At 72.6% G+C, this 12,034-nt stretch carries 11 protein-coding genes; 6 read left to right on the top strand and 5 right to left on the bottom strand.

From position 1 onward, the window contains the following. Positions 1 to 9: 9 nt before the first annotated feature. Positions 10 to 1,482, bottom strand: coding sequence for a GTPase HflX (hflX, locus tag LBW97_RS17060; RefSeq protein ID WP_304505469.1), 1,473 nt, complete (start codon positions 1,480 to 1,482; stop codon positions 10 to 12). A 164-nt stretch (positions 1,483 to 1,646) separates the two neighbouring features. On the opposite strand from hflX, the gene LBW97_RS17055 reads away from it, so the two are divergent. Then, positions 1,647 to 2,909, top strand: coding sequence for an MFS transporter (locus tag LBW97_RS17055; protein ID WP_224500553.1), 1,263 nt, complete (start codon positions 1,647 to 1,649; stop codon positions 2,907 to 2,909). Between the two features lie 18 nt (positions 2,910 to 2,927). Here the strand turns inward: LBW97_RS17055 and dapF are convergent, their stop codons facing one another. From dapF to LBW97_RS17040, 3 genes are read right to left on the bottom strand one after another with little or no spacing between them, the layout of a single operon-like run. Continuing rightward, entirely contained in the window at positions 2,928 to 3,800 is an 873-nt protein-coding gene (dapF, locus tag LBW97_RS17050; protein WP_224500552.1) for a diaminopimelate epimerase, read from the bottom strand. After that, the gene (gene miaA / locus LBW97_RS17045; protein ID WP_224500551.1) at positions 3,797 to 4,732 is read right to left on the bottom strand and encodes a tRNA (adenosine(37)-N6)-dimethylallyltransferase MiaA; all 936 of its coding nucleotides are present in this window, start codon (positions 4,730 to 4,732) and stop codon (positions 3,797 to 3,799) included. Before miaA ends, dapF begins: the two co-directional genes overlap by 4 nt. After that, entirely contained in the window at positions 4,729 to 5,454 is a 726-nt protein-coding gene (locus LBW97_RS17040; protein WP_224500550.1) for a hypothetical protein, read from the bottom strand. Before LBW97_RS17040 ends, miaA begins: the two co-directional genes overlap by 4 nt. Before the next feature lie 40 nt (positions 5,455 to 5,494). Between LBW97_RS17040 and LBW97_RS20270 the strand changes: the two genes are divergently transcribed. Next, positions 5,495 to 7,036 (top strand): DUF349 domain-containing protein, encoded by a 1,542-nt coding sequence (locus LBW97_RS20270; protein ID WP_224500549.1) that lies wholly within the window; start codon positions 5,495 to 5,497, stop codon positions 7,034 to 7,036. A gap of 52 nt (positions 7,037 to 7,088) precedes the next feature. Here the strand turns inward: LBW97_RS20270 and miaB are convergent, their stop codons facing one another. After that, complete coding sequence (gene miaB, locus LBW97_RS17030) at positions 7,089 to 8,564, bottom strand: tRNA (N6-isopentenyl adenosine(37)-C2)-methylthiotransferase MiaB (protein WP_224500548.1); 1,476 nt, start codon at positions 8,562 to 8,564, stop codon at positions 7,089 to 7,091. A 159-nt stretch (positions 8,565 to 8,723) separates the two neighbouring features. Here miaB and LBW97_RS17025 point away from each other — a divergent pair, with 159 nt between their 5' ends. The 4 genes from LBW97_RS17025 to LBW97_RS17010 all read left to right on the top strand — a co-directional run bounded on the left by LBW97_RS17025 (position 8,724) and on the right by LBW97_RS17010 (position 12,011). Further along, positions 8,724 to 9,443: an amino acid ABC transporter ATP-binding protein gene (locus tag LBW97_RS17025; protein ID WP_224500844.1), complete on the top strand. Its 720-nt coding sequence runs from the start codon at positions 8,724 to 8,726 to the stop codon at positions 9,441 to 9,443. 32 nt (positions 9,444 to 9,475) lie between these two features. After that, complete coding sequence (locus tag LBW97_RS17020; protein WP_224500547.1) at positions 9,476 to 10,363, top strand: glutamate ABC transporter substrate-binding protein; 888 nt, start codon at positions 9,476 to 9,478, stop codon at positions 10,361 to 10,363. 101 nt (positions 10,364 to 10,464) lie between these two features. Beyond that, positions 10,465 to 11,118: an amino acid ABC transporter permease gene (locus LBW97_RS17015; protein ID WP_224500546.1), complete on the top strand. Its 654-nt coding sequence runs from the start codon at positions 10,465 to 10,467 to the stop codon at positions 11,116 to 11,118. Continuing rightward, complete coding sequence (locus tag LBW97_RS17010; protein ID WP_224500545.1) at positions 11,115 to 12,011, top strand: amino acid ABC transporter permease; 897 nt, start codon at positions 11,115 to 11,117, stop codon at positions 12,009 to 12,011. The genes LBW97_RS17015 and LBW97_RS17010 overlap by 4 nt, the downstream gene beginning before the upstream one ends. Positions 12,012 to 12,034 lie beyond the last annotated feature (23 nt).

Here is a 12,034-nt window from a genome sequence, read left to right as displayed (position 1 = left end):
CTCCCCCGGTCAGGCGACCGGTACCGCGAACTCTTCGAGCGCCGCGGCGAGGCTGCCGTCGACGCGCGCGCTGAGCCGGGTGCCACCTCCCTCGTGCTGCTCGCTGAGCACCTCGCCGTCCCGGTGCACGCGCGAGACGAGGTCGCCCCGCTCGTAGGGCACCAGCACCTCGACGTCGACGTCCGGGTGCGGGAGACGATCCGCGATCAGGGCCCGGAGCTCGTCCATGCCCAGGCCGGTGCGGGCGGAGACCCAGACGGCGCCGGGGAGTGCCTGGCGGAGCGTGAGGATGTCCTCCTCGTCCATCGCGTCGACCTTGTTGACCACGATGACCTCGGGCACCGACGAGGCGTCGATCTCCTGGAGCACGATGTGCACCGCGTTGATCTGCCCGAGCGGGTCGGGGTCGGAGCCGTCGACCACGTGCAGCAGCAGATCCGCCGCGGCGACCTCCTCCAGCGTGGAGCGGAAGGCGTCGACCAACTGGTGCGGCAGGTGCCGCACGAAGCCGACGGTGTCGGTGAGCGTGTACTCCCGACCGTCGGGGCCCTGCGCGCGCCGCACGGTCGGGTCCAGGGTGGCGAACAGCGCGTTCTCGACCAGCACGCCGGCACCGGTCAGCTGGTTGAGCAGGCTGGACTTGCCGGCGTTGGTGTAGCCGGCGATCGCCACGCTGGGCGTGGCGTTGCGGTCCCGGCTCGAGCGCTGCGTGGCGCGCGCGGTCGCCATGCCGGCGATCTCGCGCCGCAGCTTGCTCACCCGCGACCGGATGCGCCGACGGTCGGTCTCGATCTTCGTCTCACCGGGACCACGGGTACCGATACCGCCACCACCGGCGACCCGGCCACCGGCCTGCCGGGACATGGACTCACCCCAACCACGCAGGCGCGGCAGCATGTACTGCATCTGGGCGAGCTCGACCTGCGCCTTGCCCTCCCGGCTGGTGGCGTGCTGGGCGAAGATGTCGAGGATCAGCGCGGTCCGGTCGACGACCTTCACCTTGAGCACCTTCTCCAGCTGGTTGAGCTGGCCGGGGGTGAGCTCGCCGTCGCAGACCACGGTGTCCGCGCCGGTGGCGGCGACGATGTCGCGGATCTCGTTCGCCTTGCCGGAGCCGACGTAGGTAGCGGCGTCGGGCTTGTCGCGGCGCTGGCTGACGGCCTCGAGCACCTCGGAACCGGCGGTCTCCGCCAGCGCGGCGAGTTCGGCCAGGGAGCGGTCGGCGTCGACCTGGGTGCCCTCGGTCCAAACGCCGACGAGCACGACGCGCTCCAGGCGCAGCTGCCGGTACTCGACCTCGGTGACGTCGGCGAGCTCGGTGGAGAGGCCGGCCACCCGGCGCAGCGCGCCACGCGCCTCGAGCGCGTAGGAGCCGGTGGTGTCGTCGGGCTCGTCCCAGCGATCGGCGGGCACGGGGCGGGTCGAGGCCGTGGCCGAGGACTCGATCGGCTCCTCGGCGGGGGGCTGCGGGGCGGTCGTCATCGTGTCCAGCGTGGCACGGTCCTGCGTGCGAAGCACCTGAGTTGTCATCGCCGGGTACAACGCATCAGCCCTCCGGGTGCATCCCGACCTGGCGGGGCGATCCCGTCGGGCCGCCACCGGATCGGGAATTGACACCCCGAGGGGGCTCGGCCGACGCTGCCGGGGTGACCACCGCGGCTCCGCCGGGCCTCTGGCGCTCCCACGACTTCCGGCAGCTCTGGGCGGCCGAGACGGTCAGCCAGGTGGGCACCCAGATCACCCTGCTGGCGCTCCCGGTGCTCGCGGTGGCGGTGCTGGACGCCACTGCGCTGGAGATGGGCGTCCTCACCGCGCTGGAGACCGCCGCCTTCCTGGTGATCGGCCTGCCCGCCGGAGCGTGGGTGGACCGGTGGCGCCGGAAACGGGTCCTGGTGGTCAGCGACCTGGTTCGGGCTCTCGCGCTGGGCTCGTTGCCGGTCGCCTACGTCCTCGACGTACTGGCGCTGCCGCAGCTGTTCGTCGTCGCGGCCGTCACGGGCACGGCGACGGTCTTCTTCGACGTCGCCTACCAGAGCTATCTGCCCTCGCTCGTCGCCCGCGACCAGATCGTCGACGGGAACGGCAAGCTGGAGGCCAGCCGCGCCGTCGCCCAGGTGGCGGGCCCGGGCCTGGCGGGCATCCTGCTGCGCTTCCTGGGAGCGCCGCTGCTGATCGCGGTGGACGCGCTGTCGTTCCTCCTCTCCGCCGCCTTTCTCGGCCGGATCCGGCACGTGGAGGTGCTGCCGGACCGGTCGGCCAGGCGGCGGCTGCGCAGCGAGATCGCCGAGGGGCTGAGCTTCGTGCTGCGGCATCCGCTGCTCCGCCGGATCGTCGCCTGCACGGGCACGGCGAACCTCTTCTCCTCGATCTCGGGCACGCTGCTGGTCCTGTTCGCGCTGCGGACCCTCGGGATGTCGGAGAGCACGCTGGGCTTCGTCCTCTCCTCCGGAGCCGTCGGCGGCCTCCTGGGCGCGGTGACCGCAGCCCCGTTCGCCCGCCTCGTCGGCGAGGGGCGGGCGATCCCGCTCTCGGCGCTCCTGCTCGCGCCGTTCGCCGCGCTCACGCCGCTGGCGGCCGCAGGCCCACCCGAGGTGCTCCTCGTCGTCGGGGTCTTCGGCTTCAGCTGGGCCGTCGTCGTCTACAACGTCGTGCAGGTCAGCTTCCGCCAGCGGCTCTGCCCACCGGCCCTGCTCGGGCGGATGAACGCCTCCGTGCGGTTCCTCGTCTACGGCACCATGCCGCTCGGGGCCCTGCTCGGCGGCGGGCTGGGCACCTGGATCGGGCTCGTGCCCACGCTCTGGATCGCGGTCGCCGGTCAGGCGCTGGCGGCGGTCTGGGTGGTCAGCAGCCCGCTGATCGGCATGCGGGAGCTGCCCGACGACGACGCGCTGAGCCCAGCCCGCCCCTGAGCCCAGCCCGCGCCGAACTCAGGCGGCGAGCCACTCCGGGCAGAGCTGACCGGTCGACACCAGGACGGCGGGGCCCGTGAGCACCGTCGTCCCCGGTTCGACCCGCACCGACAGCCGGCCCCCGGGCACGTCGACGACGACGGTGCCCTCGGACCGCCCGGCGTCGACCAGGGCGGCGTAGGCCACCGCGCAGGCGCCGGTTCCGCAGGAGCGGGTCTCCCCCACCCCGCGCTCGAAGACCCGCAGTCGCACGTGGGCTCCGGGCTCCAGCACGTTGACCAGCTCGACGTTGACGCCCTCGGGGAAGAGCTGCGCGTCGAACCGCGGAGCTGCGGTCAGGTCCAGGGTGTCGACGTCGACGTCGGTGATCGCCGCGAGGTGCGGGTTGCCCATCGAGACGGCGAGGCCGTCGAAGGTCCGCCCGTCGAGCTCGGCGCTCCCCCGGCCGAACTCGCGGGCCGGGCCCATGTCCACCCAGTAGCCGCCGTCCGGCGCGGTCCCGACCCGGCGTGGGCCGCCCCGGGTGCCCACGAGCAGACCGTCGTCGCAGCCGTCGCGCGGGACCAGGCCCTCGCTGATCAGCGTGTGCAGGAACAGCCGGATGCCGTTGCCGCACATCTCGGCGTAGGAGCCGTCGGCGTTGCGGTGGTCCATGAACCACTCGCAGCGGTCCAGGTCAGCCCCCAGCACCGCCGGCGCGTCCGGGACGTGCGCGCTGCGCACCAGGCGCAGGACGCCGTCGCCTCCGAGGCCGGCGCGGCGCTCGCACAGCCGCTGCACCAGCGCCTCGTCCAGCCGGTCCTCCGGCCAGACGGTCCCGTCGGGGTCGGGCAGCAGCACGAAGTCGTTCTCGGTGCCGTGCCCGATCAGCACTCGGGGCGAGGAGCTCACTGCTCGATCGTACGGCCGGCGATCACCGCGGCGGCCGCGGCGACCAGGTCGGTGCGCCCGGCGTCCAGCCACGTCGTCGCGGCGTCCCGGCGGAACCAGGACCGCTGGCGGCGGACGAACCTGCGGGTGGCGATGACGGTGCGCTCGCGCGCCTCCTCGGCGGTCAGCGTGCCGTCGAACTGGGCGAGCACCTGCGCGTACCCGATGGCGCGGGACGCCGTCGGACCCTCGCGCAGTCCTCGAACGTCCAGCGCCGTCACCTCGTCCACGAAGCCGGCCGCCCACATCCGGTCGACGCGCAGCGCCACCCGGTCGTCGAGCTCCGCCGGCTCACGGTCCAGGCCAATGGTCACCGCCGGGTAGTGCGGGCGCGGCTCCGGCAGCTCGGCGAGGAACGGCCCACCCGTCAGCTCGATGACCTCCAGCGCGCGCACGATCCGCCGTCCGTTGGCGGGCAGCACGGCCGCACCGGCCGCCGGGTCCAGGCGGGCCAGCCGGGCGTGCAGCTCCGCGGAGCCGACGTCGGCCAGCTCGGTCTCCAGCCGCGCCCGGACCGCCGGATCGGTGCCGGGGAAATCGAGCTCGTCGAGCACCGCCCGCACGTACAACCCGGAGCCCCCGACCAGGAACGGGATCCGCCCGGACGCGCGCAGCCGGTCGATCTCGGCCCGGGCGCGCAGCCGGTACTCGGCGACCGACGCCGGCTCGCGGACGTCCCACAGGTCGAGCAGGTGGTGCGGCACCCCACCGCGTTCGGCCTCGTCGGGCTTCGCGGTGCCGATGTCCATCCCGCGGTAGAGCTGCATCGAGTCGGCGTTGACCACCTCGCCGCCGAGCTGCTGGGCGAGCGCGACGGCCAGCGCCGTCTTCCCCGTGGCGGTCGGGCCGACGACGGCGACGACCGGCGGCATCCCCGGCTTGAGGACGCTCACGACACCACCCAGTCGGCCACCAGGTAGCCGACCCCGAACGGAGCCGCGTCGTGGTGCATCCGCGCGGTCACGTGCCGGCCGGTGAACGCCGCGCCGACCGCCCGCCAGGTGGGCACCCCCGCCGCGAGCAGCCGCTCCCCCTCGGCGGGGTCCAGCGCCGCCAGGGCTGCCGCGTTCCCGTCGGCCAGGGCGGTGGCGACCGCGGCGTCGAACGGGCCCGCCGCCTCGTCGAGGTAGCCCGGCGCCTTCAGGGTCCGCCGCGCCGACCCGTCCCCCATGGCCAGGACCCCCACCGGCGCGGGCAGGTCGCGCAGGAGCTGCGCCAGGTCGTCGGGCCCCACGCCCACGCGGATGCCGGGGAACGAGGCCTGGTCCAGCAGCCAGGCCCCGACGGTGTGCGCCATCGGCAGCCGGGAACCGCCCGGCCGCACCCGGCCGTCGAACGGCAGCTCGACGTCGACGCCGAAGCCCCGCAGGTCGCCCATATCGCCGGCACCGAACCGCTCCCCAGGAGCCGGACCGTCGCCGACGACGACCACCACCTCCGGCGCGGCCTCGAGCAGGCCGGTCACGGCGTCGGCGCAGGCCGACCGCAGCGCCACCGTCTCGCTCGCCGCGCGCCCCTCCACCGCCGGGAGCAGCAGCGGAGGGCACGGGCAGAAGGCGACGACGGCCGACGGCACGACTTTCCGGGCGGCCCGGTCGCCGGGAGTAGAGGTCACCGCAGCAGTGTCGCCGATGCGACGTGGGACACTGCCGAACGTGTCGAGCACGGACAACCTCGGTGACGAGGTGCAGCAGGACGCTCCGCCGATTGCGGAGACCCCCGAGACGACCGCCCCCGAGGCGGCGCACGAGACCGGAAGCTCGGACGCGGTGACCCCCGCGGCCGGGACCCCGGAGGCGCCGACCCCCGCGGACGCCGCCCTCGCCGACCCCACGGACAGCGCTCCGGAGAGCACTCCGGAGCCGACCCCGGCACCGGCCCGCCCGGTCCCCACGCCGGGGCCCGGACCGGGTCCCCGCCCGAAGGCGCCCGCACCGGCCGCGGCTGCGACGCCCGCTCCGGCGGCGCCGCCGGTCGAGGCCGTCGTCACCGACCCCTCGCTCTGGGGCCGGGTCGACGACGAGGGCACCGTCTACGTGCGCACCGCCGAGGGCGAGCGCGCCGTGGGCTCGTGGCAGGCCGGCGACGCCGAGGCGGGCCTGGCCCACTACGGCCGCCGCTACGACGACATCGCCACCGAGGTGTCGCTGCTGGAGGCCCGGCTCAAGGCGCACACCGGCAACCCGGGCGAGATCAAGAACAAGGCGCAGCAGCTGGCCGAGTCGATCCCGACCGCCGCCGCCGTCGGCGACCTCGACGGCCTCGCCGCCCGGGCCCGCGCCATGGTCGACACCGCCGAGTCGGCCACCGCGGAGTTCCGGGCCGAGAAGGCCGCCGCCCGTGCCGCGCAGATCGCGCGCAAGGAGGCGCTGGCCGCCGAGGCGGAGCAGATCGCCGCGGAGTCGACGGCCTGGAAGGCCGCCGGCGAACGGCTCAAGGCGATCGTCGAGGAGTGGAAGACGATCCGCGGCATCGACCGGAAGACCGACGAGGCGCTGTGGACCCGGTTCGCCGCCGCCCGCGACGCCTTCGGCCGCCGCCGTGGCACCCACTTCGCGCAGCTGGACGCCCAGCGCGGTGAGACCCGCGCCGCCAAGCAGGAGCTCATCAAGGAGGCGCAGCGGCTCGCCACCTCGACCGACTGGGGCGCCACCAGCGCGGCGATGCGCTCGCTCATGGACCGCTGGAAGGCGGTCCCCCGCACCGGCCGGGACACCGACGACGACCTGTGGAAGGAGTTCCGGGCCGCCCAGGACGTCTTCTTCAGCGCCCGCTCCGAGCAGGACAAGGCGCGCAACGCCGAGGAGAGCGCCAACCAGCAGGCCAAGGAGGAGCTCCTCGCCGAGGCCGAGAAGCTGGACCCGTCGAAGGACCTCCGCGGCGCCCAGAACGCCCTGCGCAAGATCCAGGAGCGCTACGACGCCATCGGCCATGTGCCGCGCGGCGTGATGCGCCAGCTCGAGGACCGCATGCAGGCCGTCGAGGAGAAGGTCCGCGGGGCCGCCGACGTCGGCCGGGTCCGCACCGCTCCGGAGAACCCGATGGTCACCTCCATGCGCGCCGCGGTCACCAAGGCCGAGGAGCAGCTGGCCAAGGCCGAGGCCTCCGGCGACGAGCGGCGGATCGGCGAGGCCAAGGCCAACCTGGCCACCCGCCAGGAGTGGCTCGCCGAGGCGGAGAAGTCCGCCCGCCGGTAATCGGCGACAGCAGAAGGGCCCCCGTCCGACCGGACGGGGGCCCTTCTCGCGTTCAGCAGCCGGTGACCGCCGGAAGTGGTTCGGGGATCCCGATCCGCGGCATGCCCAGCGAGACGCCGGGGGTGGTCGGCCTCAGGCCGGCCTCGGCGGCGTCGCCGGCGCGCGTGCGGCGATGCGACAGCAGGGCTCCGTCGGCCACGAGGAAGTGCGGCTTCGCATCGGTCACGATCGTCTCGACGACGTCACCGGGACGAACGCCCTCGGCAGCAGTGAAGTGGACCAGGCGCCCGTCCCGGGCGCGGCCCGAGAGCCGACCGGTGGCGGCGTCCTTGCTGCCCTCGCCCGCGGCGACCAGCAGCTCGACCCTGCGGCCGACCTGCGCGCGGTTCTCCTCCCAGCTGATCTGCTCCTGCAGCGCGGTCAGCCGGAGGTAGCGCTCCTGCACGACCTCCTTGGGCAGCTGGTCCTCCATCTCGGCGGCCGGGGTCCCGGGACGCTTGGAGTACTGGAAGGTGAAGGCGCTGGCGAACCGGGCCTGCCGCACGACCTCGAGGGTCTGCTCGAAGTCCGCCTCGGTCTCTCCGGGAAAGCCCACGATGATGTCGGTGGTGATCGCGGCGTCGGGCATCGCGGCCCGGACGCGCTCGATGATCCCGAGGTAGCGGTCCTGCCGGTAGCCACGGCGCATGCGGCGCAGCACGTCGTCGGACCCGCTCTGCAGCGGCATGTGCAGCTGGTGGCAGACGGCGGGGGTCTCGGCCATCGCCTCGATGACGTCGTCGGTGAACTCGCGGGGGTGCGGGCTGGTGAACCGGACGCGCTCCAGGCCCTCGATCCGGCCCGTCGCCCGGAGGAGGTCCGCGAAGGCGCCGCGGTCCCGGAACTCGACGCCGTAGGCGTTCACGTTCTGCCCGAGCAGGGTCACCTCGAGGACGCCCTGGTCGACCAGCGCCTGCACCTCGGCCAGGATGTCGCCGGGACGGCGGTCCTTCTCCTTGCCGCGCAGCGCCGGGACGATGCAGAACGTGCAGGTGTTGTTGCAGCCGACGCTGATCGACACCCAGCCGGAGTAGGCGGAGTCCCGCTTGGCCGGCAGCGTGGACGGGAAGACCTCGAGCGCCTCGACGATCTCCACCTGCGCCTCGGCGTTGTGCCGCGCGCGCTCGAGCAGCGCCGGCAGCGACCCCACGTTGTGGGTGCCGAAGACGACGTCGACCCAGGGCGCGCGCCGCACGATCTCGCCGCGGTCCTTCTGCGCCAGGCAGCCGCCGACCGCCACCTGCATCCCGGGACGGGCGTCCTTCACCGGCCGCAGGTGGCCGAGGTTGCCGTAGAGCCGGTTGTCGGCGTTCTCCCGCACCGCGCAGGTGTTGAGGACGACGACATCGGCGTCGTCGTCCTCGGCGGCCGCCGTGTAGCCGGCGGCCTCCAGCAGGCCGGACAGGCGCTCGGAGTCGTGCACGTTCATCTGGCACCCGTACGTGCGCACGCGGTAGGTGCGCGGGGGTGCCTCCAGCTCGGTTCCCATGACGCCCCCGAGGGTACGGCGCGCCCTGAGGTGCACCCGATCGATCGGATAATGGGGGGTTCGTTACGCCTTCGTGATCCCACGGTTCGGGATACGGCACACCTCGCCTTTAGTGTCCTCGGAGTGACCAGCCCTTCCAACGGAGAGCCGCTCGTCCGCATGGCGGGCGTCAACAAGTGGTTCGGCGAGCTCCACGTGCTGCAGGACGTCGACCTGTCGATCGCCCGCGGCGAGGTCGTCGTCGTCATCGGGCCCTCGGGCTCCGGCAAGTCGACGCTGTGCCGCACCATCAACCGCCTCGAGCCGATCGACTCGGGCGAGATCACCCTCGACGGGCAGCGACTGCCCGAGGAGGGCAAGCAGCTCGCCCGCCTGCGCAGCGACGTCGGCATGGTCTTCCAGAGCTTCAACCTCTTCGCGCACAAGACGATCCTCGAGAACGTCACGCTCGGGCCGATCAAGGTCCGCAAGCTCTCGAAGGGCGACGCCGAGAAGCGGGCCCGCGAGCTGCTCGACCGGGTCGGCGTCGGCGAGCAGGCCGACAAGTACCCGGCCCAGCTCTCCGGCGGTCAGCAGCAGCGCGTGGCCATCGCCCGCGCCCTGGCGATGGACCCCAAGGTGATGCTCTTCAACGAGCCCACCTCGGCCCTGGACCCCGAGATGATCAACGAGGTCCTCGACGTGATGACCTCGCTGGCCCGTGACGGCATGACCATGGTCGTCGTCACCCACGAGATGGGCTTCGCCCGCAAGGCGGCCAACCGGGTCGTGTTCATGGACGGCGGCCGGATCGTCGAGTCCGCCGATCCCGAGACCTTCTTCACCCGGCCCGAGTCCGCTCGGGCCAAGGACTTCCTGTCCAAGATCCTGACCCACTGATCGCCCGAACCACCCTGCGAGAGGACCGACCCATGAACTTCCGGCGCACTGCCCTGGTGGCCACCCTGTCCGTCGTCGCCCTGACCGCCGCCGCGTGCGGTGGCGGGTCCGACGACACCGCCGCGGAGCCCTCCGTCGCCGAGGCCCCCGAGTTCGAGGCCGGCACGACGATGGCCGAGATCTCCGAGGCCGGCACCATGAAGATCGGCACCAAGTTCGACCAGCCCGGCTTCGGCCTGGAGAACCTCGAGGGCGACGTCGAGGGCTTCGACGTCGAGGTCGCGAAGATCATCGCCGGCGCGATGGGTATCGCGCCCGAGGACATCGAGTGGGTCGAGACCCCGTCCGCCGTGCGCGAGGACTACATCGAGGGCGGCGAGGTCGACATGGTCGTCGCGACCTACACGATCAACGACAAGCGCAAGGAGCGGATCTCCTTCGCCGGCCCGTACTACGTGGCCGGCCAGCAGATCATGGTCTCCTCGGACAACGACGCGATCGACGGTCCGGACGCGCTCAAGTCCAACCCCGACGCCAAGGTCTGCTCCGTGACCGGCTCCACCCCGGCCGAGCAGATCAAGTCGTACCTGGCCAGCCCCGACCAGCTGACCCTGTTCGACGAGTACTCGCAGTGCGCGGACTCGCTGCGCAACGGCCAGGTCGACGCCGTCACCACCGACAACGTCATCCTGCTCGGCTTCGTGGCCGAGTCCGACGGCGACTTCAAGCTCGTCGGCGAGCAGTTCACCGAGGAGCCCTACGGCATCGGCATCACGAAGGGCGACGTCGCCTTCTGCGAGTTCATCCACGAGACGCTGCAGGAGAACGAGGACGCCTACATCGAGGCCTGGGAGTCCACCGCGGGCGAGGTCGAGGGCACCGAGACCCCCGAGCTCCCCGAGTTCGCCGCCTGCGCCTGATCACCTGATCGTCTGAGCACTCCGCGACCGGCCGGCCTGCGCGCCGGCCGGTCGCGGGGTCTCGTCCTGCATTCCCGAACTCCGGCGCCGAAGGAGGGCCCATGAGTGACGTTCTCGAGAACATCGACCTCTTCGTCGACGGCTACCTGACCTCGTTGAAGATCATCCTCTGGGCGCTCGCGGGCTCTCTTCCGCTGGGCGTGCTCATCGCGGCCTGCCGGGTCTCCCCCATCCCGCCGCTGCGGGCGTTCGGCACGTTCTGGGTGACGACCTTCCGGAACACGCCGCTGACCGTCGTGCTCTTCTTCTGCGCCTTCGGGCTGCCCGAGCTCGGCATCAACAACTCGTTCTTCTTCTTCGGCGTCCTCGGCCTGGTCCTCTACACGTCGGCGTTCGTCTGCGAGGCGGTGCGATCGGGCATCAACTCCGTGCCCGCCGGCCAGGCGGAAGCGGCCCGCTCGATCGGGCTCGACTTCAGCCAGGGGCTGCGGTTCGTCGTGCTGCCGCAGGCGCTGCGCACCGTGGTGCCGCCGCTGGGCAGCGTGCTGATCGCCATGTTCAAGAACTCCGCCGTCGTGGGCGCGTTCGGCGTGGGCGGCGATCTGTGGAGCACCGGCCTGGGGCTGACCAGCGCGCAGGGCTACCCGGCCCTCACCATCTTCGGAATCGGCGTCGCCGTCGGCTTCCTCTGCATCACCCTCCCCGCCGGAGCGCTGTTGCAGGTTCTCGAGCGAAGGGTGGCGATCGCCCGATGAGCCAGCAGGAGACAGTCCTCTACGACGCCCAGGGCCCTCGCGCCCGGCGCCGCACCCGCATCGGCACCGCCGTCGCGGTCCTGCTCCTCCTCGGCCTGGCCTACGTGGTCGTGCAGCGGCTGGCCGAGCGCGACCAGTTCTCCATGGAGAAGTGGGGCCCGCTCATCGACCCGGGCAACGAGACCTTCGACGCCGTCTGGCGGCTGATCGGCGAAGGCGTGGTCAACACGGTCCGCGCCGCGATCCTGGCCATGGTGCTGTCGATCGTCCTCGGCACGCTCATCGCGGTGGCCCGGCTCTCCGTCGGCCGGATCGGTCGCATCCCGCTGATCGGCCTCATCGAGATCCTCCGCGGGCTGCCCGTGGTCGTGCTCGTCTTCATCGCCGTGCGCGTGCTGCCCGATGTCGGCGTCGACCTGCGCGGGCTGCCCGGCGGGCAGGTGCTGTGGGGCCTGGTCATCGGCCTGACCGCCTACAACATGGTGATCTTCGCCGAGATCGTGCGCGCCGGCGTGGCCTCGCTGCCGAAGGGCCAGCGGGAGGCCGCGCTCGCTACCGGGCTGACCTCGGGACAGACGATGCGCCTCGTGCTGCTGCCGCAGGCGTTCCGCACGATGCTCCCGGCGATCATCAGCCAGCTCATCGTCGTCCTCAAGGACACCTCGCTGGTCACCTTCATCGCCAACTACGACGAGCTGCTGAGCCAGGGCGAGAGCATCCGCAGGAACCTGGACAACCCGATCCAGACCTTCGTCGTCATCGCATTGCTCTACATCGCGATCAACTACCTGCTCGGTCGCCTCGCGCAGTACATCGAGAAGCGGCAGTCCGGACGGGGACGTTCGGCGGCGGCCACCGTCGAGCAAGAAGCGGCCCCGACCGCCGGCGCCTGATCTTCCCGACCGCGCCAGGCCGG

This window comes from Blastococcus sp. LR1, assembly GCF_020166105.1.
Taxonomy (GTDB): domain Bacteria; phylum Actinomycetota; class Actinomycetes; order Mycobacteriales; family Geodermatophilaceae; genus Blastococcus.
The sequence above is the reverse complement of the archived record's forward strand: the minus strand, read 5'-3'. Positions and strand labels throughout refer to the sequence as shown.